The sequence below is a fragment of the Roseovarius tolerans genome (assembly GCF_028885395.1).
GTDB classification, from domain to species: Bacteria; Pseudomonadota; Alphaproteobacteria; order Rhodobacterales; family Rhodobacteraceae; genus Roseovarius; species Roseovarius tolerans.
The window spans coordinates 775,542-801,972 of the sequence record NZ_CP118494.1; the positions used below are offsets into that span (position 1 = coordinate 775,542).

At 64.2% G+C, this 26,431-nt stretch carries 25 protein-coding genes and 1 tRNA gene; 16 read left to right on the plus strand and 10 right to left on the minus strand.

Going from position 1 to position 26,431, the window contains the following annotated elements; translation table 11 throughout:
* The first annotated feature begins 21 nt into the window (after positions 1-21).
* The 4 genes from dut to PVU19_RS03775 all read left to right on the plus strand — a co-directional run bounded on the left by dut (position 22) and on the right by PVU19_RS03775 (position 4,433).
* On the plus strand, positions 22-477 hold the full coding sequence (dut, locus tag PVU19_RS03760; RefSeq protein WP_050663502.1) for a dUTP diphosphatase: 456 nt from the start codon (positions 22-24) through the stop codon (positions 475-477).
* On the plus strand, positions 477-1,556 hold the full coding sequence (locus PVU19_RS03765) for a HesA/MoeB/ThiF family protein (RefSeq protein WP_050663501.1): 1,080 nt from the start codon (positions 477-479) through the stop codon (positions 1,554-1,556). Before dut ends, PVU19_RS03765 begins: the two co-directional genes overlap by 1 nt.
* The gene (locus tag PVU19_RS03770) at positions 1,534-3,546 is read left to right on the plus strand and encodes a M3 family metallopeptidase (RefSeq protein WP_050663500.1); all 2,013 of its coding nucleotides are present in this window, start codon (positions 1,534-1,536) and stop codon (positions 3,544-3,546) included. Before PVU19_RS03765 ends, PVU19_RS03770 begins: the two co-directional genes overlap by 23 nt.
* A 269-nt stretch (positions 3,547-3,815) precedes the next feature.
* The gene (locus PVU19_RS03775; protein ID WP_050663499.1) at positions 3,816-4,433 is read left to right on the plus strand and encodes a LysM peptidoglycan-binding domain-containing protein; all 618 of its coding nucleotides are present in this window, start codon (positions 3,816-3,818) and stop codon (positions 4,431-4,433) included.
* A 94-nt stretch (positions 4,434-4,527) separates the two neighbouring features.
* Here PVU19_RS03775 and PVU19_RS03780 read toward each other — a convergent pair whose 3' ends face one another.
* A complete protein-coding gene (locus PVU19_RS03780; protein WP_050663513.1) occupies positions 4,528-4,980 on the minus strand; it encodes an Lrp/AsnC family transcriptional regulator in 453 nt (150 codons plus the stop codon).
* Positions 4,981-5,053: 73 nt separating this feature from the next.
* On the opposite strand from PVU19_RS03780, the gene PVU19_RS03785 reads away from it, so the two are divergent.
* Both PVU19_RS03785 and PVU19_RS03790 read left to right on the plus strand, forming a co-directional pair.
* The gene (locus PVU19_RS03785; protein WP_050663498.1) at positions 5,054-5,659 is read left to right on the plus strand and encodes a LysE family translocator; all 606 of its coding nucleotides are present in this window, start codon (positions 5,054-5,056) and stop codon (positions 5,657-5,659) included.
* Between the two features lie 355 nt (positions 5,660-6,014).
* Positions 6,015-6,977, plus strand: coding sequence for an acetyl-CoA carboxylase carboxyltransferase subunit alpha (locus PVU19_RS03790; protein ID WP_050663497.1), 963 nt, complete (start codon positions 6,015-6,017; stop codon positions 6,975-6,977).
* A 6-nt stretch (positions 6,978-6,983) separates the two neighbouring features.
* On the opposite strand, the gene PVU19_RS03795 is transcribed toward PVU19_RS03790, so the two are convergent.
* The 3 genes from PVU19_RS03795 to PVU19_RS03805 are packed head-to-tail and all read right to left on the minus strand — an operon-like array spanning position 6,984 to position 9,524.
* Complete coding sequence (locus tag PVU19_RS03795; RefSeq protein ID WP_050663496.1) at positions 6,984-8,150, minus strand: cation:proton antiporter; 1,167 nt, start codon at positions 8,148-8,150, stop codon at positions 6,984-6,986.
* A 3-nt stretch (positions 8,151-8,153) separates the two neighbouring features.
* On the minus strand, positions 8,154-8,801 hold the full coding sequence (locus PVU19_RS03800; RefSeq protein ID WP_050663495.1) for a GntR family transcriptional regulator: 648 nt from the start codon (positions 8,799-8,801) through the stop codon (positions 8,154-8,156).
* A gap of 30 nt (positions 8,802-8,831) precedes the next feature.
* The gene (locus PVU19_RS03805; protein ID WP_050663494.1) at positions 8,832-9,524 is read right to left on the minus strand and encodes a M48 family metallopeptidase; all 693 of its coding nucleotides are present in this window, start codon (positions 9,522-9,524) and stop codon (positions 8,832-8,834) included.
* Positions 9,525-9,636: 112 nt separating this feature from the next.
* Between PVU19_RS03805 and PVU19_RS03810 the strand changes: the two genes are divergently transcribed.
* The gene (locus PVU19_RS03810) at positions 9,637-9,963 is read left to right on the plus strand and encodes a TIGR02300 family protein (protein ID WP_050663493.1); all 327 of its coding nucleotides are present in this window, start codon (positions 9,637-9,639) and stop codon (positions 9,961-9,963) included.
* An 84-nt stretch (positions 9,964-10,047) separates the two neighbouring features.
* Positions 10,048-10,123, plus strand: a tRNA-Ala gene (locus PVU19_RS03815).
* A gap of 151 nt (positions 10,124-10,274) precedes the next feature.
* Here the strand turns inward: PVU19_RS03815 and PVU19_RS03820 are convergent.
* On the minus strand, positions 10,275-10,751 hold the full coding sequence (locus PVU19_RS03820; protein ID WP_050663492.1) for an Lrp/AsnC family transcriptional regulator: 477 nt from the start codon (positions 10,749-10,751) through the stop codon (positions 10,275-10,277).
* A gap of 140 nt (positions 10,752-10,891) precedes the next feature.
* Between PVU19_RS03820 and PVU19_RS03825 the strand changes: the two genes are divergently transcribed.
* Positions 10,892-11,911 carry a 1-aminocyclopropane-1-carboxylate deaminase gene (locus PVU19_RS03825; RefSeq protein WP_050663491.1) on the plus strand — a complete coding sequence of 340 codons (1,020 nt, stop codon included), beginning with the start codon at positions 10,892-10,894 and terminating at the stop codon, positions 11,909-11,911.
* Here the strand turns inward: PVU19_RS03825 and PVU19_RS03830 are convergent.
* A complete protein-coding gene (locus PVU19_RS03830) occupies positions 11,896-13,518 on the minus strand; it encodes a GMC family oxidoreductase (RefSeq protein ID WP_050663490.1) in 1,623 nt (540 codons plus the stop codon). The genes PVU19_RS03825 and PVU19_RS03830 overlap by 16 nt on opposite strands.
* 117 nt (positions 13,519-13,635) lie before the next feature.
* On the opposite strand from PVU19_RS03830, the gene PVU19_RS03835 reads away from it, so the two are divergent.
* From PVU19_RS03835 to PVU19_RS03850, 4 genes are all read left to right on the plus strand, one after another.
* Complete coding sequence (locus PVU19_RS03835; RefSeq protein ID WP_050663489.1) at positions 13,636-14,871, plus strand: TRAP transporter substrate-binding protein; 1,236 nt, start codon at positions 13,636-13,638, stop codon at positions 14,869-14,871.
* Positions 14,872-14,972: 101 nt separating this feature from the next.
* Positions 14,973-15,641, plus strand: coding sequence for a TRAP transporter small permease (locus tag PVU19_RS03840; RefSeq protein WP_050663488.1), 669 nt, complete (start codon positions 14,973-14,975; stop codon positions 15,639-15,641).
* Position 15,642: 1 nt separating this feature from the next.
* Complete coding sequence (locus PVU19_RS03845) at positions 15,643-17,004, plus strand: TRAP transporter large permease (protein ID WP_050663487.1); 1,362 nt, start codon at positions 15,643-15,645, stop codon at positions 17,002-17,004.
* A gap of 13 nt (positions 17,005-17,017) precedes the next feature.
* Positions 17,018-17,791 carry an IclR family transcriptional regulator gene (locus tag PVU19_RS03850; RefSeq protein WP_050663486.1) on the plus strand — a complete coding sequence of 258 codons (774 nt, stop codon included), beginning with the start codon at positions 17,018-17,020 and terminating at the stop codon, positions 17,789-17,791.
* Here the strand turns inward: PVU19_RS03850 and PVU19_RS03855 are convergent.
* Both PVU19_RS03855 and mutL read right to left on the minus strand, forming a co-directional pair.
* Complete coding sequence (locus PVU19_RS03855) at positions 17,788-18,969, minus strand: DNA recombination protein RmuC (protein WP_050663485.1); 1,182 nt, start codon at positions 18,967-18,969, stop codon at positions 17,788-17,790. The two genes, PVU19_RS03850 and PVU19_RS03855, sit on opposite strands and share 4 nt — an antisense overlap.
* Positions 18,966-20,810, minus strand: coding sequence for a DNA mismatch repair endonuclease MutL (gene mutL, locus PVU19_RS03860; protein ID WP_050663484.1), 1,845 nt, complete (start codon positions 20,808-20,810; stop codon positions 18,966-18,968). Before mutL ends, PVU19_RS03855 begins: the two co-directional genes overlap by 4 nt.
* Positions 20,811-20,954: 144 nt before the next feature.
* Between mutL and PVU19_RS03865 the strand changes: the two genes are divergently transcribed.
* Together PVU19_RS03865 and PVU19_RS03870 are read left to right on the plus strand one after the other, a co-directional pair.
* Positions 20,955-21,854, plus strand: coding sequence for an MBL fold metallo-hydrolase (locus PVU19_RS03865; RefSeq protein ID WP_200901866.1), 900 nt, complete (start codon positions 20,955-20,957; stop codon positions 21,852-21,854).
* 15 nt (positions 21,855-21,869) lie between these two features.
* Positions 21,870-22,247, plus strand: coding sequence for a rhodanese-like domain-containing protein (locus PVU19_RS03870; protein ID WP_050663483.1), 378 nt, complete (start codon positions 21,870-21,872; stop codon positions 22,245-22,247).
* A 70-nt stretch (positions 22,248-22,317) separates the two neighbouring features.
* Here PVU19_RS03870 and PVU19_RS03875 read toward each other — a convergent pair whose 3' ends face one another.
* On the minus strand, positions 22,318-23,643 hold the full coding sequence (locus PVU19_RS03875; RefSeq protein WP_274789886.1) for an ammonium transporter: 1,326 nt from the start codon (positions 23,641-23,643) through the stop codon (positions 22,318-22,320).
* 20 nt (positions 23,644-23,663) lie between these two features.
* Entirely contained in the window at positions 23,664-24,002 is a 339-nt protein-coding gene (locus PVU19_RS03880; RefSeq protein WP_074785879.1) for a P-II family nitrogen regulator, read from the minus strand.
* 256 nt (positions 24,003-24,258) lie between these two features.
* Between PVU19_RS03880 and PVU19_RS03885 the strand changes: the two genes are divergently transcribed.
* The gene (locus PVU19_RS03885) at positions 24,259-26,391 is read left to right on the plus strand and encodes a transglycosylase domain-containing protein (RefSeq protein ID WP_050664347.1); all 2,133 of its coding nucleotides are present in this window, start codon (positions 24,259-24,261) and stop codon (positions 26,389-26,391) included.
* The last annotated feature ends 40 nt before the right edge of the window (positions 26,392-26,431 follow it).

The window sequence follows — 26,431 nt, forward strand, 5'->3', positions numbered from 1 at the left end:
AAAGATGAAAAGGGACCGTGGATGCTGACCGTCGCGTTTCAATGGGAGGAAGGAGCGGATCGCGCGTTGGGCCTGCCTGCCTATGAGACAGACGGGGCGGCGGGGGCCGATCTGCGCGCGAATTTCCCGGATCGCGGCGTAGTGATGCTGGAGCCGGGGGCGCGGGCGCTGGTGCCGACGGGGCTGCGGCTGATGGTGCCTGCGGGATACGAGGTGCAACTGCGCCCCCGTTCAGGGCTGGCGCTCAAATATGGGATCACCCTGCCCAATAGCCCCGGCACCATCGACAGCGATTATCGCGGCCCCCTGGGGGTGATCATGATGAATGCGGGCGAGGAGCCGTTCGAGATTGAGCATGGCGCGCGCATCGCGCAGATGGTGGTCGCCCCGGTGGTGCAGGCCCGGTTTGAGGCGGTCGAAAGCCTTGAGGCCACTGCGCGCGGTGCCGGTGGGTTCGGCTCCACGGGTGTGCGCTGATGCTGCTGGTTCTGGTGATGGCGGCGGTGCTCTGGGGCCTCGGGGCGGCGATGGGCACACCTCGGCGGCTGCGCTGGGGCATGATCGCGGCGCTCTGGGCCGGGGTCACGCTGGCGCATCTGATCCTGCCCGCAGGTCACCCCATCCGGCTCGCCACCGGCGAGAAAGCGGCGCTGTGGCTGATGATCGGCGGCGCCGCGGTGCTGGTGCTGGTCTATCGTGCGGCGCTGCGGCGGTTGCGGGCCCGGGCCGGGCGGCGCGAGGCTGAGGCCGAGGCGGACACCAGCCCCAAGCCGCTCTTTTCCGAGGCCGAACTGGGCCGCTATGCCCGCCATATCGTGCTGCGAGAGATCGGCGGGCCGGGGCAGAAGGCGCTCAAGCAGGCGCGGGTGCTGGTGATCGGGGCAGGGGGGCTCGGTTCTCCGGTGCTCTTGTATCTGGCCGCGGCCGGGGTCGGCACCATCGGCGTCATCGACGATGACGAGGTCGACAATTCCAACCTGCAACGGCAGGTGATCCACCGCGATGATGATATCGGCCTGCCCAAGGTGCAGTCGGCCATGGCGGCGATGCAGGCACAGAACCCCAATGTCTTAGTGCGCCCTTACCGGCGGCGGCTGTCGCCCAAGATCGCCGGAGATCTCTTTGCCGACTACGATCTGATCCTCGACGGCACCGACAATTTCGAGACGCGCTATCTGGCCAATGCCGCCGCCGTGGCACAGGCTAAACCGCTGATTTCCGGCGCGCTGTCGCAATGGGAGGGGCAGTTGAGCGTGTTCGACCCCGCCCATGGCGCGCCCTGCTATCAATGCATCTTTCCCGAGGCCCCCGCACCCGGTCTTGCGCCGTCCTGTGCCGAGGCGGGCGTTCTTGGCCCCTTGCCCGGCGTGGTCGGCGCAATGATGGCCGCCGAGGCGGTGAAACTGATCACCGGGGCGGGGCAGTGCTTGCGCGGCGAGATGCTGATTTACGACGCGCTTTATGGCGAGAGCCGCAAGATCGCGCTCAACCGCCGCGCCGATTGCCCGATCTGCGGCGACAAAGGAGAAAGATATGACCAACCCGTTGCTGGCTGAGTGGGCCACGCCCTTCAACCTTGCCCCGTTCGACGCGATTTCGGACGAAGATTTCGCCCCCGCCTTTGACGCGGCGATGCAAGAGGCGCGAGCGGAGGTGGCGGCGATTGCAGACAATCCCGACGCGCCGACCTTCGCCAACACGATTGAGGCGCTGGAGGCGTCAGGCGACGCGCTCGACAAGGTGCTGTCGGTGTTCTTCACCGTGGCGGGCGCGGACAGCAACCCGAGGCGGCAGGAATTGCAGCGCGACTTTGGCCCGAAACTGGCCGCCTATTCCTCGGAGCTTTATGGCAACAAGCAGCTTTTCGCGCGGGTTGAGGCGGTCTGGCAGGCGCGCGAGACGCTCGACCTGACGGCAGAGCAGCAGCGCCTCCTGATGCTGACGCATCGCGCCTTTCGCCGGGCGGGTGCGGCGCTGACCGGAGAGCAGGACAAACGCATGCGCGCGATCATGGCACGGCTGGCAGAACTCGGCACGGCGTTCACACAGAACCTGCTGGCAGATGAGGCGGGCTGGCATATCGAGCTCTCCGAGGCCGATCTGGAGGGGCTGCCGGAGTTCGTAATCCAGTCGGCGCACGCGGCGGGGCAGGAAAAGGCGGCGGATGGCCCCGTGATCACGCTGTCGCGTTCGCTGATCGTGCCGTTCCTGCAATTCTCTCTGCGCCGCGATTTGCGCCGCCGCGCGTTTGAGGCCTGGACCTCGCGCGGGGCCATGGGCGGTGAGACCGACAACCGCGCCATCGCCGAGGAGATATTGCGTCTGCGGGCCGAGCGGGCGGCGCTTTTGGGCTACGAGAGCTTTGCCGCCTACAAGCTGGAAACCGAGATGGCCAAGACGCCAGAGGCTGTGCGCGATCTTCTAATGGCGGTGTGGGAGCCGGCCCGTGCGCAGGCCGAGGCCGATGCAGACAAGCTCACTACGATGATGCGCGAAGACGGGATCAACGGCGATCTGGAGCCGTGGGACTGGCGCTATTATTCCGAGAAGCGGCGGCAGGCGGAGCATGATCTGGATGAGGCCGCGCTCAAGCCGTATCTCTCGCTCGACGCGATGATCGAGGCGGCGTTCGGCTGTGCCAACCGGCTGTTTGGCCTCGAATTCAAACCGCTCGATGTGGCGCTTTATCACCCCGATTGCCGCGCCTGGGAGGTGACACGGCAAGGGCGGCATGTGGCGGTCTTCATCGGGGACTATTTCGCGCGCGGCTCCAAACGCTCGGGCGCGTGGTGCTCGTCGATGCGCGGGCAGGCCAAACTGCCAAAGGTGCAGGGGCCGGTGGTGATCAATGTGTGCAATTTCGCCAAGGGCGATCCGGCATTGCTGAGCTATGACGACGCGCGCACGCTGTTCCATGAATTCGGCCACGCGCTGCATCACCTGCTGTCGGATGTGAGTTATGAGAGCCTGTCGGGCACCTCCGTGGCGCGCGATTTCGTGGAACTTCCAAGCCAGCTCTATGAGCATTGGCTGGAGGTGCCGGAGGTGCTGGAACGCTACGCCACCCATGTCGAGACCGGCGCGCCGATGCCGCCCGAGATGCTGGATCGGCTACTCAAGGCGACGACCTATGACATGGGCTTCCAGACGGTGGAGTACGTGGCCTCGGCCCTGGTCGATCTCACCTTTCACGAAGGCGTGCCGCCCGACGATCTGATGACGGCGCAGCGCGATTCGCTGGACCGGTTGGGGCTGCCCCACGCGATCACGATGCGCCACGCGAGCCCGCATTTCGCGCATGTGTTCTCGGGCGACGGCTATTCCAGCGGCTATTATAGCTACATGTGGTCCGAGGTGATGGATGCCGATGCCTTCGCCGCCTTCGAGGAGGCGCAGGGGCCGTTCGATGCCGATCAGGCGCGGGCGCTGGAGCGGCATATCCTGTCGCAGGGCGGATCGTCGGACCCGGCAGAGCTTTATACCGCGTTCCGTGGACGGCTTCCGGGGGTCGCGGCGCTCTTGCGCGGGCGTGGTCTGGCGGCCTGATTGGCCAGAAAAAATGCCTGGAAAGCGGCGGGTCGCGTGGCTTTCCGACGCGATCCGCATTTTTCGAATCAGTGCTTATTGACGGATTCGTCCTGTCTGGACTATATCTTGTGATATTCAAACCGAGGGCCCTCTAATCGCTGTGGCCCCGGCATATATGGGGGGTGTACGGTGCATTCATGCGCTAAAGGACGGCTGACATGCGCCCGAGCGCCTGCGTTTGCTCCGCATGTGTCGCCGAACGTCATTGACGAATTTAGGAGTTTTCCATGTTGCGTGCGTCCCTGATCGCGGCGGCCTTTCTGGCGGTGACTATTGCATTGGTGCTGATGCAGCCGGGCAAACCGCGCCGCATGGCCGCGCCTGAGATGCCCCTGACCGAGGAGGTCACACGCAGCGGCCCCGATCTGGCCGAGGTCGGCACCCCGCTGGACAAGCCGACCGATCCGCTTGCGCAGAGCATGCAGGCGGCGATTGACCCGGGAGTATCAGCACAGGCCCCACGCCCCGAACCGGCCGCCCCGAAAGCCGCAATTGGTCTCGAAGGCATGGTGATCGAGGCGTTGGGGCAGGGCCAGTCCGAAAGCTATATCGACGCGCTGGTCAATGACGCGGCGCAAAAGGGCCGGGTCGAGGTGCCGAGCGCGCTGGTCACGCCCGAGGGACGGGTCGATACCGCCGTGCTGCTGAGCGCGCTGTCGCAGCCCGCCCGCCCACGCGTTCCGCCCAGCTATACCGTCGCCACCGGCGACAGCCTCGCCGCGATCGCCTATCGCTTCTACGGCGATCTCAACCGGCAGTCGGATATCGTCGCGGTCAATCCAGATACGCTAGGGGCGGGCGCGCGCCTTCTAGTGGGGCAGGTGATCAACCTGCCCGGCGGCTGACCAACCCGGAACTCAGAACAGGTTACGATGGCAGGAATGATCGAGGGGCCGAACCAACGGCCCCCTTTCATTTTCAGGGTCGTGCTGATCGCCATCAGCCTCGCGCGTCTTTGGGCGAGCCCATCACGACATAGGAGGTGATCGCGTTGACCTGCGGCAGGGTGCCGAGCGCCTCGGTGTGAAAGTTCTTGTAGGCGGGCAGGTCGGCCACCTCGACCCGCAGAAGGTATTCGACGGCACCGGTGATGTTGTGGCATTCCACCACTTCGGGGGCGCGGGCCATGGCGCGTTCGAAGGCCTCTTGGCTGGCCTTGGTGTGGCTGTTGAGGCCGACGCTGACATAGGCGGTGAACCCCACCCCCAGCGCCGCGCGATCGAGCACCGCACGATAGCCCGCGATCACCCCGCGCCGTTCGAGATCCTGCACCCGGCGCAGGCAGGCCGAGGGCGAGAGGCCAACCCGGTCGGCCAGTTCCAGGTTGCTCATCCGCCCGTCGCGGGTTAGCTCCTGCAATATGCGTTCGCTTATATGATCCATAGACGCCATAAATTGCATAATTACGACCATCTCACAATAAAACGCAATTCAAATTCGCGAATTATCGCATATGGTTGCATACATGACACTGGACCTTTTCACCGCACTCGCGACCTTTGCCTTCGTCACGGTCATCACGCCGGGGCCGAATAACCTGATGCTGATGGCGTCGGGCACGAATTTCGGTTTTGTCCGCACCATCCCGCATATGCTCGGGATCGGTCTGGGCTTCCCGCTGATGGTGTTTTGCGTGGGCATGGGGGTGATGCGGGTCTTCGACATATGGCCGCTCAGCTACACGCTGCTCAAGGCGGTGTCGGTGGCCTATCTGCTGTTTCTGGCGTGGAAAATCGCCAATGCCGCACCGCCGAGGGCGACCGAGGGACCGGCGGAAGGCAAGCCCCTGACCTTCCTGCAATCGGCGGCGTTCCAATGGGTCAACCCGAAGGCCTGGAGCATGGCGCTCTCGGCGATCACGCTCTATGCGGCGGGGCGCGATCTGGTGGCGGTGCTGTGGGTTGCGGGGGTGTACGTGGGCGTTTCGGCGATCAGCACGACAGGCTGGACCGTTCTGGGCCAGCAGGTGCGCCGCCTCTTGAAGAACCCCACGCGGCTCCGGGTGTTCAACTGGGTGATGGCCGTGCTGCTGGTGGCGACGCTGGTGCCTGTGCTCTGGCCCGTGGGCTGAGGGTGTTGCGAGTGGCGTGAAGGGGGCATTCGATTGAAGCACCCTGCGCGATACACGGTCGAAGACCGCCGCGCATCGCCGTGCCGCCGCCCCCCCGGCGCGGCGATTTGTGTGCAACCTGCTCTGCGCTCGGATGTTTTTCGGGCTTGGCTGGCATAAAGCACTGCCAAACAAGCCTACGATCGCCACACCGCGGCACGACGATGCGCGGCTTACGACCACGGCAGCGTCAGGCCAGTCTCGTCGCCCGTCTCCTCGGGATCAGGTCGATCAGGCGCGCAACGGGTTCTCATTGCAAAACCGGCCCAAGCCAGCCATATAACGCCGCGACACGCAACGGGATGAGCTGAGCGCGATGACCAATTACCTCGACTTTGAAAAGCCTCTGGCGGAAATCGAAGGCAAGGCCGAAGAACTGCGCGCGCTGGCGCGCACCAGCGAGGGGATGGATGTCGAGGACGAGGCGGGAGCGCTCGACCGCAAGGCTGCCGAGTTGCTGCGCGATCTCTACAAGACCCTCACCCCGTGGCGCAAATGCCAGGTGGCGCGCCATCCCGAGCGACCGCATTGCCGCGACTACATCGAGGCGTTGTTTTCCGAATACACGCCATTGGCGGGCGACCGCGCCTTCGGCGAGGACGAGGCGGTGATGGGCGGGCTTGCGCGTCTGAATGATCGCCCGGTGATGGTGATCGGCCACGAAAAGGGCAACGACACCAAGAGCCGCCTGACCCGCAATTTCGGCATGGCGCGTCCCGAGGGCTATCGCAAGGCGGTGCGCCTGATGGAGATGGCCGACCGCTTCGGCCTGCCGGTGATCACGCTGGTGGACACGCCCGGCGCCTATCCCGGCAAGGGCGCCGAGGAGCGCGGGCAAAGCGAGGCCATCGCGCGCGCGACCGAGACGTGCCTGGGCATTGGCGTGCCCCTGGTGTCGGTGATCATCGGCGAGGGTGGATCTGGGGGGGCGGTGGCCTTTGCCAGCGCCAACCGCGTCGCGATGCTTGAACATTCGGTCTATTCGGTGATTTCGCCTGAGGGCTGCGCCTCGATCCTGTGGAAGGACTCCGAAAAGATGCGCGAAGCCGCTGAGGCGCTGCGCCTGACCGCGCAGGACCTGATCAAGCTGGGTGTGGCCGACCGGATCATCGACGAGCCGTTGGGCGGCGCGCATCGCGATCCCGGCGCGGCGATCAAAGCGGTGGGCAAGACCATTCACGCGATGCTGAGCGAATTGTCCAAGAAGGACCGCAAGGCGCTGATCAATGACCGCCGCCAAAAGTTTCTCGATCTGGGCAAGAAGGGCCTCGCGGCCTGAGCGTGTTCAGCGCCGGGCCCCCTGCACCCGGCGAATGGCGATCAGGGTCATCACCGGGCCGATCAGCTCAAACACCACAGTAGAGCCGATGGTCAGGGTGAGGAGCAGTTCGCCATGCTGCGGAAACTCACGCGCCGCGATCAGCGCCATGCCCACGGCGACCCCCGCTTGCGGCAGGAGTGCGGCCCCGCACCAATTGCGTTCCAGCGCCGGAACTCCCGCAAGCCGCCCGCCGATCCATCCGCCCGCGATGCGCGCCGCGCTGCGCAACAGGATGAAAAGCCCGCCAATGAGGCCGATCCCCGACAGCAGCGACAAATCAAGCCGTGCGCCCGCCAGCAGGAAGAACAGCACCATGAACGGCCATTGCAGGTGCTCGATCTCGTGAAAGGCACGCTCGTGATGGCGGGCGAGATTGGCGATCAGCATGCCCGCCACCATGCCCGCGATCAGAAACGAGACGTCGAGCCAGATCGCGAGTCCGGCGGTGAGACAAACCAGGCCGATGGCTTCGGTCTCCAATGGCTCGCCCTGGCTGAGCCGTCCGGTGAGATAGGCGGCGGGCCAGCCGATGAGGCCGCCAAGCGCCACCGCGCCGCCGATCTCCCACAGTGCGCCGGTGAGCAGCCCCGCGCCCGCGCCCCCCGAGAGCATATGCGCCCCGACGGCGGCCAGTGAAAAGGCCAGCAGCCCCCAGGCGTCGTCAATGGCTACGATCCCGAGGATAAGATCCACGAATGGCCCCTCGGCCCCCGCCTGCCGGATCGCGTCCTGTGTAGCGGCGGGGGCGGTCGCCGTGGCAATGGCCCCCAAAAGCAGCGCCACCGGGGCAGGCAGACCGGCGAGCCAAAGCCCGAGGCTGACGACCGCCATGGTGATCAGAACGATGCAGACTGAGATCAGCAGGATCGCCCGGCCATGCTGTGCCAGCCGGTCGAGGGTCAGCGAACTGCCCAGAAGAAAGGCCACCATGGTGAGTGCCATGACCGAGAGGAAATCGTAGAGCGAGCGCATTTCCGGCGGGATGAGGTCGAGGCCAGAGCCGCCCACCACGATCCCGCATGCCAGGAGCAGCGTGACCCGGGGCAGCCGTGTGCGCCGCCCGACTGTATCGGCGGCAAGCCCGACGAGGAACAGCGCGCCAAGCGTGATCAGAAGCGGTGCCAGCTCCATCGCTCAGCCCACCAGCATGCGCAGGCCCTGCGTCACGTCCGAGCGTACCGCGAGGCGCAGACTTGGCTCGTCCCCCGCCTTGAGCGCGGCGATCATCAGACGGTGATAATGCGGTGGATCCTTGCGCCGCAGCCGCCCGTAGAGCGCGCGCATGGTGGGGCCAAGCTGCAGCCAGACGGTTTCGGCCATGGCCAGCATCGCCGGGGCCTGCGCCCGCAGGTAGAGCGTGCGGTGAAATTCGAGATTGCGACGGATGTAGGCGACGGCATCCTGCCGCGCGATATCCTCGGTGATCCGGGCGTTGATCGTCTGAAGCCGGTCGATCAGCGCGATATGCGCGCGCGGCAACGCGCGGCTCGCCAGTTCCACCTCCAGCAATGAGCGCAGGGCGGCCAGCTCCTCGATCCGTTCATTGCTGAGTTCGGGTGTCGAGACGCGGCCCGAGTTCGACATGGTGAGCGCGCCTTCGGCGGAGAGACGGCGCAGCGCCTCGCGCGCGGGCGTCATCGAGACCTCGAATTCGGCAGCGATGCCGCGCAGGGTCAGCGCCTTTCCCGGCGCGATCTCGCCATGCATGATGCGGCTGCGCAAGCCGCGATAAACGCGGTCATGGGCGGCCGGGGCCGGATCGGGGCGGGGCGAAATCAGCATGCGACCATGTGATCACAAATCGCGCCGGGGTCAATCGCTGAAACGAAAGCGGTGCAGCGCAGCGCCTTCGCGACGCAGCCAGCGGCGCGGCGTCTCGTAATCGGGCAAGAGCCGCGCCACCACTGCCCAGAAGGCGGGGGAATGGTTCATTTCCGCGAGATGCGCGACCTCGTGGGCGGCGACGTAATCGAGCACCTCGGGCGGGGCCATGATCAGCCGCCATGAATAGCTCAGCGCACTGCGCGACGAGCACGACCCCCACCGCGAGCGCGTGTCGCGCAGGGTGATGCGGGAATAGCCCCGGCCAAGCTGTGCAGCGTAGGCGTCCGACGCTGCCGCCAGCCGGTCGCGCGCGCGCGCCTTGAGCCAGCCTTCGAGCCGCGCAGGCAACTGCGCCTCGGGGCCGGAAACCTCGATCGCATCGCTGGTCAGGCGCACGCCCCGACCGGTCCCGGAGCCGATTCGCAGCAGTCGGCCCTCGATCGGCAACGCAATCCCCGCTGCCACGCGCAGGCAGTCCGGCCGCCCGGCCAGTTGTGCGCGTAGCCAATCCCCCTTGGAGGTCGCGAATGTCAGCGCCTCGGCCTCGCTTACCCCGCGCGGCACTGTGAGGGTCACGCGCCCGTCAAGCCCCGAGACCCGCAGCGAAATCCGCCGCGCGCGGGGGCTGTGCCGCAGGCTTACGGCAACAGGGGGGTTGCCTGAAAGGAGATGTTGGCCCATATGGCCTCCGAACCGGGTGTCGCATGCCGCCGCAAAGCCTTTGACAGCGTAAAGGCGTTATGGCAGGGGACGCGGATCACCTGCAAGAGATGTCAGTGAAAGAGGATCACCCATGGCCAAGGAAGAATGGGGCGTCAAGCGTCTGTGCCCGACCACCGGCAAGCGCTTTTACGACCTGAACAAGACCCCGATCGTCAGCCCCTATACCGGCGAGGTGGTAGAACTGGCCACCGGCAAGACCCGCTCCATGCGGCCCGATGCCGAGGACGCGGAAACCAAGAAGCTGAAGACCGGTACCTCCGAGGAAAGCAGCGACCTGGTCGAGGATGAGGACGATGTCGATGTGGATATCGACGACGATCTGCTGGAGGATGATGAAGACGATGATGTCTCGCTTGACGATATCGCCGACGTCGCCTCTGAAGACAACGAGATGTAAAGGTCACCGGGCGGGATTTTCCTCTTGATCCCGCCTGCCGCTTTGCCTAGATAGCGGCGCACGGCCCGACGTGGGCTTGTTTTCGGGGCCTTAGCTCAGCTGGGAGAGCGCTTGCATGGCATGCAAGAGGTCAGGGGTTCGATCCCCCTAGGCTCCACCAAAACATTACAGATCAATATGTTAGCTGAATACTAGAGTGGTGTGACACATAGGTGTGACACAATATGAAGCTGCATGCGTATCCGAGCCAATCACGACACGGTATCTTTTACTTCCGCTGGCCACTGCCAAGACATGATCAAAGGGCCTGCCTAGAACGCCAGCGGTGCGTTTTCCTTGATCTCCTTCAGGACAAAGAAGGTGCGAATCTGCCGGACGCCGGGCAGCGCAATCAGCATCTTGTTATGCATCGTGTTGAAATCATTCATGTCGCTTACCCGGATTTTCAGAAGGTAGTCGAAATCTCCGGCGACCAGGTGACAATCGAGCAGTTCCTTCATATCCGACACTGCCGCCTCGAACGCGGCGAAACTTTCCGGGGTCGAGCGGTCGAGCACGACACCGACCATCACCAATGTGCCCCGCGCGACCGAGGCCGGGTTCACATGCCCCATGACCCGCAAAATGTGCCCGGCCTCGAACAGGGCCTGCGTGCGCCTGTGACAGGTCGCCGGGCTGACATTCACCGCCTTGGCAATCTCGGCATTGGTCAGCCGCCCGTCCGATTGCAGGTGCCGCAGGATATTCTTGTCGATTCGGTCCAAGTCCGGCATGAGAGATTCTTTCATTATGCGGCCTCAAAAATCCCAGATGAACATCAGCAATGCAACGGATTAATGTATTGCGGTAGTTTCTGAAGCAATTTCGAGAACACCTTTCGCAAGCTTTTTGCTAGCCTCTCCCGTAAAGCAAAACAGGAGATTGCCCCATGTCGCTTCTCGACACGTTCGACCGCTATCCGCTCACCTTCGGCAAGACGGCCATCGAGCATTTGCCGCGCCTGACCGAGGCTGTTGGCGCAGGCGTGGAGTTCTACGCAAAGCGTGACGATTGCAATTCGGGGCTGGCCTTTGGCGGCAACAAGCTGCGCAAGCTGGAATACATTGTGCCCGACGCCATCGCGAGCGGCGCCGACACGCTGGTTTCGATCGGCGGGGTGCAGTCCAACCATACCCGCATGGTCGCGGCGACGGCGGCCAAGATCGGCATGAAATGCGTGGTCATTCAGGAAAAATGGGTGCCGCATTACGATGCCGTCTATGACCGGGTAGGCAACATCATGCTGACCCGGCTGATGGGCGCGGATTCGCGACTGGTCGATGACGGGTTCGATATCGGCATCCGCAAGAGCTGGGAAGACGCGATCAAGTCCGTCGAGGACGCCGGCGGCAAGCCTTACCCGATTCCCGCAGGCGCGTCGGTGCATAAATACGGCGCGCTCGGCTATGTCGGATTTGCCGAAGAGGTGGCCGAACAGGAGGCCGAGCTTGGCTTTACCTTCGACTATATCGTCGTCTGCGTCGTCACCGGCTCGACGCAGGCTGGAATGATCGTCGGCTTTGCCGCGCAGGACCGCGCCGACCGGGTGATCGGGATCGACGCCTCGGGCACGGTGGATCAGACGCGTGATCAGGTCCGCTCGATCGTGGACAACACCGCCGATCTGGTCGGGCTGGGCCGCAAGGTGCGCGAGGATGAGATCCACATCAATCCCGATTACGCCTATCCCGCCTATGGCGTGCCGTCCGAGGAAACCAACGATGCGATCCGCCTTGCCGCCCGGACAGAGGCGATGATGACCGACCCGGTCTATGAGGGCAAATCCATGCAGGGCATGATCGACCTTGCCAGGAAGGGGTTCTTCCCCAAAGGCTCGAAAGTGCTCTATGCCCATCTTGGCGGTGCGCCTGCGCTCAACGGCTACAGCTATTACTACAAGGACGGCTGAGCGGCGTGATCCTCGAGGATCATCTCCGAGGCCTTTTCCCCGATCATGATCGCGGGCGCATTGGTGTTGCCCGAGACGATCTCGGGCATGATCGAGCAATCGGCGACGCGCAGCCCCGTGACCCCGTGGACGCGTAGCCGCGCATCCACCACCGCACCCTCGCCTTGCCCCATCTTGCAGGTGCCGGTGGGGTGGTAGATCGTGGTGGAATAGTTCCGCGCCCAGTCGAGCGTGCCCTCGTAATCATCGAGATCAAGCGTGGCGTCGGGGCGGAATTCCTCTGAGATCTTGGTATTGAGCGGCGCGTGCCGGGCGATGCGGCGGGCGATGCGGATACCCTCCACGATGGTCCGGCAATCGGTTTCGGTGGACAGGTAATTGGGGTGAATTTTCGGGTAGGTGCGTGGATCGGCCGAGGCGAGGCGGATCTGCCCCCGGCTTTCGGGCCGCAACTGACAGACCGACATGGTGAAGGCCGAGAAGCGATGTGGCCCCTCGCCCGGGCTGTCGGCGGACCAGGGCTGCACGTGGAACTGGATATCGGGCGTCTCGACATGATCGCCGGTGCGCATGAAGCCGGTGGCAAGGCTCGCGGCCATGGCCATCGGCCCGGCGCGGAACATCGCGTATTTCAGCGCGATACGCGCCTGATCGAACAGGCTGCGCACCTCGTCGTTCAGCGTCGGCTCATTGCATTTGAACACCAGCCGCGCCTGCAGATGGTCCTGCATGTTGCGGCCCACGCCGGGCAGGTCGCAAAGCGGCTCGATGCCGTGCTCTTGAAGATGCGCGGCCTCGCCCAGTCCCGACAGCATCATCAGTTGCGGCGAGCCGATGGCCCCTGACGACAGGATCACCTCGCGCCCAGCGCGCACGACATGCGACACCCCTCCGCGGTCGCGATAGGCCACTCCGGTCGCGCGCGTCCCGTCAAATGTGATGTGGCTGGCCTGCGCGCGGGTCAGGATGGTCAGGTTCTCGCGTCCTCGCACCGGGTTGAGAAAGGCCACCGCCGAGGAACACCGGCGCCCGTTGCGCGTGGTCAGCTGGAAATAGCCTACGCCTTCCTGCGTCGCCCCGTTGTAATCGGGGTTGAACGGATAGCCCGCCTCTTGTGCGGCGGCGACCCAAGCATCGCAGATGGGCCGTTGCAGGCGCATGTTCGAAACCGACAGAGACCCCTGGTCTCCGTGATAATCATCCGCCCCGCGCTCCTGCCGCTCGGAGCGTTTGAAGAGCGGCAGCACATCGTCCCAGCCCCAGCCCGGGTTGCCCATCTGCGCCCAGCGGTCGTAATCCTGCGGCTGTCCGCGCACATACAAAAGCCCGTTGAGCGACGACGACCCACCCAGAACCTTGCCACGCGGCCAGTCGAGGGCGCGGCCATTGAGGCCCGGATCAGGCTCGGTGCGATAGCACCAATCCACCGACGGGTTGTGCATGGTCTTGAAATAACCCACCGGAATATGAATCCACGGGTTCCAGTCGCGCCCGCCCGCCTCCAGCAGCACGACCTTGGTCTTGGGATCGGCGGAGAGGCGATTCGCCAGAACGCACCCGGCAGAGCCCGCGCCGACAATCACGTAATCCGCTGATATCTCCGACATTTCCAAATGACCTTTCAAGCTGCGTGAGAGTCAAAAAGTTTTTCCTTGCCAGATCGACCATAAGTCGAGCAATATTGAGACTGCAAGTATCAAAATTGCAAAATCAGGGAGGAAACCATGAAAGCATCGAAAGCCCTAGCCGGGATTTCCCGGCGGGATTTATTCCGTCTGTCGGGTCAGTTCGGCCTGTCATCCGTGGTCTTGGGCGCGGGCGCGCTGACGGGGGCGGTCAGCCTGCCCTCCCTCGCACGCGCCGCCGAAAGCACCTATGAGAAGCGCTTTGCCAAGGAGCCCAAGCACACTCTGAAACTGGGTGCTGCCGGCTTCAACGCGCGCAACCTGCTGATCGAGCGCGCCGGCGTTCTTGAATTCGCCCGCGATCTGGAGGAGCGGACCGAGGGCGAAATCCGTGTGGAATTCATCGGTGACAACCAGATTTGCGGCCAGCTCAACTGTGTCGAGAAAACCCAGACTGGCGTGGTCGACATGTATGCCGCGTCAACCCAGAACTCGGCAGGTGGTGCGCCCTATCTCAACGTGCTTGATTATGCCTACATGTTCCCCAGCCGTGCGGCGCAATACCATTTCCTCTATTCTCCGGCCTCGCAGCGCGTGCTGCGCGAACCGCTGGAAAAGCGGCACGGTCTGAAATTCCTGTTCTCGCATTGCGAATTGCGCGGGCTACAGATGGGCAACAACTTTGCCGACAAGCCCACCGTGACCAAGATCGAGGAACTCTTCGGTACCAAGAACCGCGTGACGGGTACGCAGTTGGGCCGCATCGCGATGCAGCTTCTGAACCTCAACCCGGTGCCGGTGGCCTGGGAAGAGACGCTCGACGGACTCAAGCAGGGCCTGATCGACGGGGCCGAGACGTGGGCATCGGCGGTGGCCTATGCCAACATGTCGCCGGTGGTCAGCCAATCGGTCGACCTGAAGTTCTTCTGCGGGACCGAGCACACCTCCATGTCGGTGCGCGTCTTCGACGCGATGGAGCCGCATCTGCAGGATGCGATCATGGAATCGGCCTATCTGGCGCAGGTCCATGTGCAGGCGGCGAACGAGGCGGCACTCGTCAAGACCGTCGGCTTCTCCGATCCGCAGCTTCCCGGTACGATCTTTGCCGAGAACAACGTGCGGCCTGCCTTCCTCGCCGACGATCAGATCAAGATGGCCGAGGAAATGTGCTCACCCGAGTTCAACCCCGAGCCCTGGGCGCAGTGGCGCGAGCGGCTCAACGGCTGGGCCGGGGGCATCGACACCTATCAGGAGATCTACGACACCGCGCGCGAGATCCCCATTGATACCCTGCCCGAGAATGTCGAGCCGCGCCGCTGGTGGCGGTCGGCCTGACACGCTAGGCTTGGGTCGGGCCGCGCCATCTGCGCGGCCCGACCCCCAGGCCACCAAAACGTGGGGCCAAGACATACGGCAACCCAAAGGGAGGAGTGGGCATGACCGGCTGGTTTCAGGGCACGGGAGAGATCTTCAGTGCCCTCGCCTCGGGCGATTCATGGATGTTGAGCGAAGCGATGCGCGCCCCCGCGGTCTGGCCGCTGGGCCTGATCGCGATGCTGGTCGTGGCGGTCGGATTTCTGATCCTCTACCGCGTCGTGCCATGGGCCGAGCGCAATTTCGAGCAATCGCTGATGGTCATCTCTTATCTCGCCATCGGCGGGATCATCTTTGTCGAGGTGTTCCGCCGCTTCGTGCTGTCGCAGCAGGCCCCATGGTCCACGACGCTGCCGCCGTTCCTCTTTCTCATCATGACGTGGTTCGGCTGCTCCTATAACGTCAAGCTGCGCACCCATCTCGCCTTTGCCGAATTCCGCACGGCCATGCCACGTGCCGGGCAGATGGGCTGCCTGATGCTCGATGCGGTGCTGTGGATCGGGTTTTCCTGGGTGGTGGTCGTCACCTCGACCAAGGTGGTGGCCAATTCCGCCGCCAATTTCCAGATCATGCTGGGCACAGACGATATCATGCAATGGTGGTTCCTCCTGTCGGTGCCGCTCGCCTTCACCACCCTGGTGGCGCGGGTGATCGAGAACCTGCTGCGCGACATCGCCAATTTCCGACGTGGCGACACGCTCATCACCCAAGCCGTGATCGGAGGCGACTGACATGACCGACCCTTCGACCCTCGTCACGCTCATTTCCATCGCGGTCACGCTGCTTTTCATGCTGGGCGTGCCGGTCTTTCTGGTGATCGGCTACTGGGTGATCGGTGTGTCCTTCGTCCTTGGCATGCCCTTGCAGAATATCGGCGGCGCGCTGGCGGATGTGTTTACCGATGGCTTTGCGCTGCTGGCCATGCCGCTCTTCATCCTGACCGGCGACCTGATCAATCGCTCCGGTATCGCCAGACGGCTCAGCGATTTCGCCTATGCCTGCCTTGGCTGGATACGCGGCGGTCTGGCGATGGCCTCGCTCGGCGCCTGCGGCCTCTTCGCCGCGATCTCCGGCTCTAACTCCGCCACCACGGCGACTATAGGTTCGATGCTGCATCCCGAGATGGTCAAAGGCGGCTATGACGAGCGCTTTTCGGCCGCGACGGCGGCGGCGGGCGGGACCGTGGGCATCATCATCCCGCCCTCGATCATCTTCATCGTCTACGGATTCCTGCTCAACCTGCCGATTTCGGACCTGTTCGTCGCCGGTATCATTCCCGGCGCGCTGATGGTGGGGGCGATGATGTTCGCCGCCTTCCTGATCTGCTTTAGCAACAAGTGGGGCATTCTAATCGCGCTCAGCCCGATGCGGGTGTTCAAGACCGCGATCGGTGCCTGGCTCGGCTTCTTCGCCATCGGCCTCGTGCTCTGGGGCATCTACACGGGCAAATTCTCACCCACCGAAGCAGCGGGCGTAACCGTGGGCTTTTGCGTGATCGTGGGTTTCATCAGCCTCCCGCTCTACAAGATGATGGGCGGGGCCAAGGGCCGCGACGTCAGCGAAAAACGCGTCTCGGAAATGCTTGTCGTCGAAGGGTTCAGCCCGCTGGAACTGCCCTCGATCACCATGCGCTCGGCGCAGATCACCGGTATCCTTGCACCGCTCATCGCGGTGTCGGTGGTAATGCAGCAGATCCTGTCGGTTCTGGGCGCACAGGAACTGATCGGCAATTTCGTGACCTCGATGGGCGGCTATTACGCGGTGCTGTTCACCTCGATGGCGATTGTCTTCGTCTGCGGCATGGTACTCGAAAGCCTGCCGGTGACGATCATCCTCGCGCCCATTCTGGCCCCCATCGCGCATGAGGTCGGCGTCGAGCCGGTGCAATTCGCGGTGATCTTCCTTGTCGGCGCTTCCATCGGGTTCATCACGCCGCCCTACGGGCTCAATCTCTATGTCGCGTCCGGTGTGACGGGCGTTCCCTATTTCCGCCTGTTGCGCTACACGGTCCCCTATCTTGTGGCTTTGCTTTCGGTCTGGTTCATCGTGGCCCTCGTACCGGAGCTTTCGACAGCCCTGCTTCCGAACCGCTGACGATGGGGTATTCATGGACGGTGACAGCACGGGAACGATCCCGACAAACCTGCGCCTGCTTCTGGTGATCGAAGAGATCGCCCGGGCAGGCGTGCCGGTCACGCCCACGGATGTGAATGTGGCCCTCGGCCTGCCCAAGCCGACCATCCACCGGCTCTTTGCCACGCTGGAGGAAGAGGGCTTCCTGCAACGCGACATGGACGGGCGCACCTATTCGCCCGGCCCACGGCTACGGACCATGTCGGGCGGCATCCTGTCGTCGCTGCGCATCCGCACCGCGCGGCAGGCCATTCTCAAGCGGCTCAGCAGCGAGATCGGCGAGACCTGCAACATCGCACTGCCGGATCGCGACGCGATGATCTATCTGGAGCGGGTCGAGACAGAATGGCCGCTGCGCATCCAGCTGCCCATCGGCACGCGTGTGCCGTTCTACTGCACGGCAAGCGGCAAGATGTATCTCAGTTCGCTGGCGCGCACCCATCTGATGAAATACCTCACGGCGACCGATCTGGAGGCGCGCACCCCCAACACCATCACCGACCGCGATCGGCTGGTCGAAGAGATTGGCGACATTCGCGCGCAGGGCTATTCCCTCGACCGCGAGGAATTCATGCGCGACATGATCGCACTCGCCGTGCCTATTACAGACGTCAACGGCCGCTTGATGGCGACGCTGGCGTTCCACGCCCCGACGCAGCGGTTCGATATCGCGCGGGCGCTGGAGTTTCGCGAGCAGATGCATGCCGCCGCCCGTGATCTCGCGAGCCTTGTCAGCGACGGCGGCTAGCCCTTGCGCGCCAGCCCCTCATGCGGGGCGGGCAGGGCAGGCTCGGACTCGGGCGCGAGTTCCTCGAAATCGAAATTATCAAGCCGCCGCGCGCGCCGACCGGCCTTGTCGGCGGAAATCTTGATATCCGAGATATCCTTGGCCGCCTGATGGAAATGCCGGTCTAGATTTTCGACCCGACTTCCGAGCCGGTCTACATCGGCAAAGAGCAGCCCCAACTCGCGGCGGATCGCGCCCGCCTGTTCGCGCATTCGCGCATCTTTCAGAATCGCGCGCATGGTGTTGAGCGTGGCCATGCAGGTGGTGGGTGAGACGATCCAGACCTTGGCCGCGAACCCCTCGCGCACCAGTTCGGGGAAATTCGCGTGCAGTTCCGCATAGACCGCCTCGGATGGCAGGAACATCAGCGCGCCATCGGCGGTCTCCCCATCGAGGATGTACTTCTCGGAAATGTCGCGGATATGCTTCTTGACCGAGCTGCGCAGGAATTTCGCGGCCTCGTTCAACTCCCAATCCGTCTTGGCCCGGCGCAGCGCCTCATAGGCCTCGAGCGGGAACTTGCTGTCGATGCAGATCGGCCCCGGAGGATTCGGCAGGTGGATGAGGCAATCGGCGCGTTTGCCGTTCGAGAGCGTCGCCTGCAAGGTATAGCTGTCCGAGGGCAGCGCCTTGGTCACGATATCGGTGAGCTGAATCTCACCGAACGCCCCGCGCGTCTGCTTGTTCGACAGGATATCCTGCAGCGACAGCACATCGCCCGAGAGCTTGGTGATATTGTCCTGCGCCTTGTCGATGGCCTGCAGACGCTGTTGCAGATCGCCCAGGCTCTGCGCCGTGCGGCGGGCCGAGCCTTGCAGGTTCTCGGTCATCTGGTTGCCCACTTCGGCAAGGCGTTTTTCCATCAGTTGCAGCATATGCGACTGGCTGGCCGCCTGCGCCTCGGAGACGTGGTTGAGCCCGCCCGCAAGCTGATGCTGCCCGTCCGACAGCCCCTGCACGCGTTGGCCAAGCTGGCTCATCTGCTGCGCCAGCGGTTCCGTCATGCGCGCCGAGCGCGTGGCGGCGCGCACGGCTGTGATCAGCAGGATCACGATCAGCAGCAGCACGCCCGTGCCAATCAGCGCGATCAGCACCAGCGGGTCGTCCAGCGACAGGGAATAGGCACCGATCTGGATCATGTGCGACCGAACAGGCGTTCGATGTCCGACAGTGGCAGTTCGACATAGGTGGGCCGCCCGTGATTGCACTGGCCGGAATGCGGCGTGCGCTCCATCTCGCGCAGTAGGGCGTTCATCTCGTCGGCGCTCATTCGGCGGCCGGACCGGACCGAGCCGTGACAGGCGACGCGGCTGAGAATCGCGTCGATGCGGGATTTGAGCGTGTCGCTGGCACCCTGATCGTGCAACTCGTCAAGAATGTCGCTCAAGAGCGCCTGCGCGTTGACCTCGCCCAGGATGGCCGGGGTTTCGCGCACGGCGATGGACCCCGCGCCAAACGGCTCGACCACGAGACCGAGCGTGGCGAGATCCTCGGCATGATCGGCCAGCAGCGCGCACTCGGCCTCCGAGAGGTCCACGATTTCGGGGATAAGCAGCGCCTGCGCCGCGATGCCGCTCTCGGCCATCTGGCGCTTCAGGCGTTCATAGACAAGCCGCTCATGGGCAGCGTGCTGATCGACGATGACCATGCCGGTCTCGGTCTGGGCGACAATGTAATTCTCGTGGATCTGGGCGCGCGCGGCCCCGAGGGGCAGGGTGGTCGCGGGCACGTCCTCCGGCTCCGGAGTCTGGCTCTCGGGCTCGACCCGCGCGCTCCAATCAGCCGCCATCTCGGCGAAACCGGAGGATTGCGCCTGATAGGCGAGGCTGCGTGCCTGCGGCGACGGGCGGTCCATCTGGTAGACGCGCGCGCCTTGCGGCTCTGGCCGGAACGCGCCCAATGTGGCCCCCGCCACGGTCGTGGATGCGCGATGCCCGGCCTCGGCCAGCGCATGGCGCAGCCCCGAGACGATCAGCCCGCGCGCCAGCCCCGGATCGCGGAACCGCACCTCGGATTTCGCCGGATGCACGTTCACATCCACCAGCACCGGATCGCAGTCGATGAAGAGCGCCGCCGCCGGGTGCCGGTCGCGGCTGAGCACGTCCTGATAGGCGGCGCGCAGCGCACCGTAGAGCATCTTGTCGCGCACCGGGCGGCCATTGACGAAGAGATACTGCGCCACGCTCGATCCGCGCGAATAGGTGGGCAGGGCAGCATAGCCGGTCATCCGAAGGCCTTCGCGCATGGCCTCGATGCGCAGGGCGTTGTCGGCGAACTCTACCCCCAGAATACGCGCCAGACGGCCATGCAGCGCGTCGAACAGATCGCCCGACTCAGGGTCGGCGCGGAAGGTGATCCGCCCCTCGCCCCCGCCCGAGACATCGCGCAGGCTAAATCCCACATGCGGCTCCGCCATCGCAAGGCGCTTGACCGTGTCGGTAATCGCCTGTGTCTCGGCCCGGTCGCTGCGCATGAACTTGAGCCGCGCAGGCGTCGCGTAGAATAGATCGCGCAATTCCACGACCGTCCCTGCATTGAGCGCGGCAGGCGTGACCCCGCCCATCTGCCCGCCCGCCACGGTGATCGTACCGGCCTCGTGCCCGGTGGCGCGCGAGGTGATGGTCAGCCGCCCGACCGCGCCCAGCGAGGGCAGCGCCTCGCCGCGAAAGCCGAAGGAATGTATGTTCAGCAGATCGCTGCCGTCGATCTTGGAGGTGGCATGCCGCGCCAGCGCCAGCGGCAACTGATCGGGCGCCATGCCGCAGCCATCGTCACTCACCCGGATCAGCGTCTTGCCGCCATCCGCCACCGCCACCTCGATCCGGCCAGCCCCGGCATCGAGCGCGTTTTCCACCAGTTCCTTGACCGCAGAGGCCGGACGCTCCACGACTTCGCCCGCCGCGATGCGGTTGACGGCGCCCTCATCCAACTGGCGGATCACCTGGGAGGGCTGGCTTATATTGGGGCTAGGTTTATTCATTCCCCAATACCTAGCACGGATCAGAGCGATTCTGCCATATTCCCAATGCCGCATTCCGGGGCTTGAGCAAAAGAAATCCGGTGCCTCGGGTTGGATGGCTGTAACATTCCATTATGTGAATGCAAAATCGCAAAGGAGTTGATCATGTTCAGTCAGACCAGCCCATCCCGTGGCCCCGGCTCCCCAAACGTCACCGGTTTTTACGATCAGGCGTCGGGCAGCATCCAATATGTCGTCGCAGACCCGGCCACGAACAAGGCGGCGCTGATCGACGTGGTGCAGGATTTCGACCCCGCCGAGGCCCGATCCTACCACGACAGCGCGCAGGAAATTCTCGATTTCGTCACCCGTGAAGGTCTGGAGGTCGAATGGATTCTCGATACCCACCCCCATGCCGATCACCTGATGGCCTCGGGCTGGCTGCGCGAGAAACTCGGCGCGCCGAACGCCATCGGGGCCAAAGTGCGCGACATCGCGCGCATCTGGGAAGACCTCTATCACACGCCCGGCGCCTTTGACCCGGATCGCGATTTCGATCGGCTCTTTGATGATGGCGCGCAGTTCAGGATCGGCGAAATGGAGGTGCGCGTAATGCTCTCGCCGGGGCATACGCTCGGCTCGATCACCTATGTGGTGGGTTCTGACGCGGCCTTCGTGCATGACACGTTCATGCATGTCGATGTCGGCACCTCGCGCGCCGATTTCCCCGGCGGCTCGTCCAGCATGCTCTATGACAGCCTGCAGGCGATTCTGGCGCTGCCCGACGAGACGCGGCTTTTCGTGGGCCATGATTACCCGCCGGTGGGTGATCGACGAGATCCGGCATGGGAGGCGACCGTGGCCGCCCACAAGCGCGACAATCCGCATGTCGGCGGCGGTGCCAGCCGCGACGCGTTCATGCAAGTGCGCGACGACCGCGACGCGACGCTCGGCCTGCCGGACCGCATCCTCTACGCCTTGCAGGTCAACCTGCGCGGTGGCCGCCTGCCCGACCCCGAGAGCGACGGGCACCGCTATTTCAAGATCCCCGCCAATCGTTTCTGAACGAAGGAGAGAAAGATGAAAACCGAAGATATCGACGGCACCATATTGGAGACATGGACGATAGAGGAGGTGGCCCGCGCATGGGACGCCAACGAGATCGTGCTGATCGACGTGCGCACGCCGCAGGAATACATGTTCGAGCATATCGAGGGCGCGCTGCTCTTGCCGATGCCTTTCTTCAAGCCCGAGAAACTGCCTGGCCAGAGCGACAAGCGCCTCGTGATCCATTGCGGCTCGGGCGTGCGCTCCGAGAAGATGGCCCGCGCCGCGATCGCCGCCGGAATCGGCCGAATCGCCCATATGGAGGGTGGTTTCGGCGCATGGAAAGAGGCAGGGCAGCCCTATATTGGCACCAACATGGCCACCGGCGCACCGCAGGCGGTCACCCGGTAATCCCCCATGAAAAAACCCCGGGCGCGAACGCCCGGGGGTGATCTCTTCAAGCTGACGGGAAGGAGGAACGTCAGCTCTTGGAGAATTCGGGGTAGGCTTCCATGCCCAGTTCGGACATGTCGAGCCCGTTGATCTCTTCCTCTTCACCGACCCGGATACCGACGACGGCCTTGAGGATGAACCACAGGACAAGGCTGCCGACGAAGGTAAAGACACCGTAGGCGGCGATCCCCAGAAGCTGCGTCGTAAGGCTCGCGTCACTGTTGTAGAAGATCACGGCGATGGTACCCCAGATACCGGCGCAGAGGTGAACCGGGATCGCGCCGACAACGTCGTCGATCTTGAGCTTGTCGAGCAGAGGCACGGTGAAGACCACGATCACGCCACCCACGGCACCGATCCAGAGCGCACCGAAGAGCGTCGGTGCCAGCGGCTCGGCGGTGATCGACACAAGGCCGGCCAGCGCACCGTTAAGCACCATGGTGAGGTCCGGCTTTTTATACATCACCTGCGTGAGGATCAGCGCGGTCACGGCACCGGCGGCAGCGGCCATGTTGGTGTTGGCGAAGATGCGGCTCACGTCCGAAACATCACCCACGGTGCCCATCGCGAGCTGCGAGCCGCCGTTGAAGCCGAACCAGCCCAGCCACAGAATGAACGTGCCCAGCGTGGCAAGTGCCAGATTCGAGCCCGGGATCGGGATGACCTTGCCGTCCTTGCTGTATTTGCCGATGCGCGGCCCAAGAACGATGGCACCGGCCAGTGCGGCCCAGCCCCCCACGGAGTGCACGATGGTCGAGCCTGCGAAATCCGAGAAACCTGCCTCGCTGAGCCAGCCGCCGCCCCACTGCCAGGACCCGGAGATCGGATACATGACACCTGTCAGCACGACCACGAAGGCCAGGAACGGCCACAGCTTGATCCGCTCGGCCAGCGCGCCCGACACGATCGAGGCGGTGGCGGCGACAAACACCAGCTGGAAGAAGAAGTCCGACCCGACCGAAGCATAGTCGAGGGCCGCATCGGCCGCTGCAACGCCAACGGCATCAAGCACGGTTGGGCCACCGATGGCGAAGTAGCCATTGAAGTCCCCGGGATACATCGTGTTGAAGCCCATCAGCCAGTACATGATCGCGGCAATCGAATAGAGCGCGATGTTCTTGGTCATCTGCATGGTGACGTTTTTCGAGCGCACCAGCCCGCCTTCCAGCATGGCGAAACCGCACGCCATGAAGAACACCAGGAACCCTGCCATGCAGAACAGCAGTGTTGTCATGATATAGGGGCCGATCTCGTCGAACCCCGGTGCCGCAGCATCCTGCGCGAGGGCCAGCGACGGCACGGCGATCATCGCCGCAGAGGCCAGGCCCTTTTTCGAAAAGTTTTTCATATTCATTGGTCTTTCCCCCTTACGGCTCAAAGCGCGTCGTCGTTGGTTTCGCCGGTGCGCACGCGCATGGCCTGTTGGATGTCGAGCACGAAGATCTTGCCGTCGCCGATCTTGCCGGTGCGTGCTGCCTTGGTGATGGCCTCCACCACCTGATCCGCCATCGCGGCAGAGACCGCGATTTCGAGCTTGATCTTGGGTACGAAGTTCACGGCGTATTCCGCCCCGCGATAGATTTCGGTATGGCCCGATTGAGAGCCGAAGCCCTTGATCTCGGTAACCATCATGCCGCGCACCCCGATATCGGTCAGCGCCTCGCGGACCTCCTCGAGCTTGAACGGCTTGATCGTTGCAATGATGAGTTTCACGTTGGTCCCTTTCCGTTTTCTCTCAATCAGCGCGCTGTTTGCAGGTGCAGAAAAGGCGCTGACGGGAGAGTCTGGAAGGGAGAAGCGCGGATTTTGCCCCGTTTGGCGGATCATTTTGTGCAAATAGCAGGCAGAAAATAAATAATGCGCAATAAATAGGCATATGGAAAACGCTACGGCCCGCGCGCCGGGTCTCTACATTTGGCAGCGGGCACTATAAACTGGCGCAAACAAACGATGGCCGGGCAGGGCAAGCATGAGCAATTCAGGACGGCGCAAACCGCCATTGGTGGCCCCCAAGCGCAGCCGCAAGGCGGCCAAGCCGAAATCCGCGCGGCGCACCACCGCCAAGCGCAAGCCGCAGCGCCGGTCGCGGTCACGCAACCCGTTGGTGCGGATGGTGCGTGCCATCGTCGCCTGGGTGCTGCGCGTGCTCTGGGCCATCGGCTGGCGGGTGACAGCGGTTGTGGCCATCGTCGTCGGACTGGCCGTGGCCTATACCTACACGACCCTGCCGGAATACAAGGCGCTGATGGACGGGCGTGCGCGCGGCTCGGTCACGCTCCTCGATCGCGAAGGGCAGGTGTTCGCCTGGCGCGGTGACCAGTTCGGCGGCGTCGTCACCGCCGAGACGATCAGCCCGCATCTCAAGAACGCGGTGATCGCCACCGAGGATCGCCGCTTTTACATGCATCCCGGCGTCGACCCCATCGGCATCGCCAGCGCCATGCGCATCAATCTGCGCGAGGGGCGCGGGCCACTCTCGGGCAATGGCGGCTCGACGATCACGCAACAGACCGCGAAACTGCTCTGCTTCGGCGTCGAATATGACGAGAGCGAATGGGAAAGCGAGGCCGCATACGTGTCCGATTGCCGCCGCACATCCCTTTGGCGCAAGGCCAAGGAAGCGGTCTACGCGATGGCGATGGAGGCCAAGTACAGCAAGAACGAGATCCTGACCGTCTATCTCAATCGCGCCTATCTCGGGGGCGGCGCTTACGGGGCCGAGGCGGCCGCGCAGCGCTATTTCGGCAAATCGGCGGCCAGGCTGAACGCCGCCGAGGGGGCGATGATCGCAGGCCTTCTCACGGCACCCTCGACGCTCGCGCCGACCGCCAATCTCGAACGCTCGCAGAACCGGGCCTCGGTTGTGGTCGGGCTGATGCGGCGGCAGGGCTACCTGAGCGACAATGACGCCGCCGTCGCGCTCGCCAATCCCGCCGAATTGTCCGAGGCCGCGCAGCGCCAGGCGGGCGGCTATTTCGCCGATTGGGTGATGGCCTCGGGGCCGGAATTCTTCACCCGGGACACCACCGAGGACGTGATCATACGCACCACGCTCGATCAACGCCTGCAACGCGCCGCCGAGGAGGCGCTCAAGACCGTGTTCGACGAAAAGGTGCGCGACGGCTCCAAGGCGCAGGCCGCCATCGTCGTGATGAGCGCGGATGGTGCGGTGCGCGCCATGGTGGGCGGGCGCAAGACCAAGGTGATCGGGGCCTTCAACCGCGCCACGCAGGCCAATCGGCAGACCGGATCGGCGTTCAAGCCCTTCGTCTATGCCACGGCACTGGAACTGGGCTACAGCTACGATTCGGTGGTTGTGGACGAACCCTATTGCCTCGACGTGCCCGGTTCGGGCCGCTGGTGCCCCGAGAACTACACGCGCAAGCATTATGGCCGGGTGACCTTGGCCGAGGCGCTGCGCCAGTCGCTCAACGTCCCGGCGGTCAAGGTGTCTGAGACCGTGGGCCGGGACCTTGTGCGCAAGGTCGCCAGCGATTTCGGCATCGAAAGCGATCTGGCCGCTGGTCCCGCACTGGCGCTGGGTGCCTCAGAGAGCACGCTGCTCGAGATGTCGGGCGCCTATGCCGGCATCCTCAATGGCGGCTCATCGGTCACCCCCTATGGCCTCACCGAGTTGAAACTGCTGGGCGAGGATGAGCCCCTGATGGGCGCAGGCGGCGGCATCGGTGAACGGGTGATCCAGGAAAAGGCCGCGCGCGAACTGATCTACATGATGAGCCGCGTCGTCGATGGCGGCACCGGCAGCCGCGCGAAACTGTCCGACCGCGAGGCGGCGGGCAAGACCGGCACGACGCAGGCCGCGCGCGACGCATGGTTTCTGGGGTTCACCGCCGATTACGTGGCCGGGGTCTGGATGGGCTATGACGACAACACGCCGCTGACCGGCGTGACCGGCGGTGGCCTGCCGGCCGAGATCTGGCACGAGACGATGGTGCGGGTGCATGAGGGCGTGCCGCCCAAGCCCCTGCCGATGCTGCGCCCCGCCCCGCGCCGCGACCCGGCCCCCACGCCGCAACGCCGCGCCCCTGTGGCAGGCGGCAACCCGATCGAGAACATCCTGCGCAGCATCTTCGGAAACTGAAAACGGCGCCCGCCGGGGACGCCGTTCAAATCCATCCATT

Excerpts from the sequence above, each read along its gene's own strand:
- dut (WP_050663502.1), top strand. The coding sequence starts at position 22 with ATGCTGACCGTCGCGTTTCAATGGGAGGAAGGAGCGGATCGCGCGTTG.
- PVU19_RS03765 (WP_050663501.1), top strand. The coding sequence starts at position 477 with ATGCTGCTGGTTCTGGTGATGGCGGCGGTGCTCTGGGGCCTCGGGGCG.
- PVU19_RS03770 (WP_050663500.1), top strand. The coding sequence starts at position 1,534 with ATGACCAACCCGTTGCTGGCTGAGTGGGCCACGCCCTTCAACCTTGCC.
- PVU19_RS03775 (WP_050663499.1), top strand. The coding sequence starts at position 3,816 with ATGTTGCGTGCGTCCCTGATCGCGGCGGCCTTTCTGGCGGTGACTATT.
- PVU19_RS03780 (WP_050663513.1), bottom strand. The coding sequence starts at position 4,980 with ATGGCGTCTATGGATCATATAAGCGAACGCATATTGCAGGAGCTAACC.
- PVU19_RS03785 (WP_050663498.1), top strand. The coding sequence starts at position 5,054 with ATGACACTGGACCTTTTCACCGCACTCGCGACCTTTGCCTTCGTCACG.
- PVU19_RS03790 (WP_050663497.1), top strand. The coding sequence starts at position 6,015 with ATGACCAATTACCTCGACTTTGAAAAGCCTCTGGCGGAAATCGAAGGC.
- PVU19_RS03795 (WP_050663496.1), bottom strand. The coding sequence starts at position 8,150 with ATGGAGCTGGCACCGCTTCTGATCACGCTTGGCGCGCTGTTCCTCGTC.
- PVU19_RS03800 (WP_050663495.1), bottom strand. The coding sequence starts at position 8,801 with ATGCTGATTTCGCCCCGCCCCGATCCGGCCCCGGCCGCCCATGACCGC.
- PVU19_RS03805 (WP_050663494.1), bottom strand. The coding sequence starts at position 9,524 with ATGGGCCAACATCTCCTTTCAGGCAACCCCCCTGTTGCCGTAAGCCTG.
- PVU19_RS03810 (WP_050663493.1), top strand. The coding sequence starts at position 9,637 with ATGGCCAAGGAAGAATGGGGCGTCAAGCGTCTGTGCCCGACCACCGGC.
- PVU19_RS03820 (WP_050663492.1), bottom strand. The coding sequence starts at position 10,751 with ATGAAAGAATCTCTCATGCCGGACTTGGACCGAATCGACAAGAATATC.
- PVU19_RS03825 (WP_050663491.1), top strand. The coding sequence starts at position 10,892 with ATGTCGCTTCTCGACACGTTCGACCGCTATCCGCTCACCTTCGGCAAG.
- PVU19_RS03830 (WP_050663490.1), bottom strand. The coding sequence starts at position 13,518 with ATGTCGGAGATATCAGCGGATTACGTGATTGTCGGCGCGGGCTCTGCC.
- PVU19_RS03835 (WP_050663489.1), top strand. The coding sequence starts at position 13,636 with ATGAAAGCATCGAAAGCCCTAGCCGGGATTTCCCGGCGGGATTTATTC.
- PVU19_RS03840 (WP_050663488.1), top strand. The coding sequence starts at position 14,973 with ATGACCGGCTGGTTTCAGGGCACGGGAGAGATCTTCAGTGCCCTCGCC.
- PVU19_RS03845 (WP_050663487.1), top strand. The coding sequence starts at position 15,643 with ATGACCGACCCTTCGACCCTCGTCACGCTCATTTCCATCGCGGTCACG.
- PVU19_RS03850 (WP_050663486.1), top strand. The coding sequence starts at position 17,018 with ATGGACGGTGACAGCACGGGAACGATCCCGACAAACCTGCGCCTGCTT.
- PVU19_RS03855 (WP_050663485.1), bottom strand. The coding sequence starts at position 18,969 with ATGATCCAGATCGGTGCCTATTCCCTGTCGCTGGACGACCCGCTGGTG.
- mutL (WP_050663484.1), bottom strand. The coding sequence starts at position 20,810 with ATGAATAAACCTAGCCCCAATATAAGCCAGCCCTCCCAGGTGATCCGC.
- PVU19_RS03865 (WP_200901866.1), top strand. The coding sequence starts at position 20,955 with ATGTTCAGTCAGACCAGCCCATCCCGTGGCCCCGGCTCCCCAAACGTC.
- PVU19_RS03870 (WP_050663483.1), top strand. The coding sequence starts at position 21,870 with ATGAAAACCGAAGATATCGACGGCACCATATTGGAGACATGGACGATA.
- PVU19_RS03875 (WP_274789886.1), bottom strand. The coding sequence starts at position 23,643 with ATGAATATGAAAAACTTTTCGAAAAAGGGCCTGGCCTCTGCGGCGATG.
- PVU19_RS03885 (WP_050664347.1), top strand. The coding sequence starts at position 24,259 with ATGAGCAATTCAGGACGGCGCAAACCGCCATTGGTGGCCCCCAAGCGC.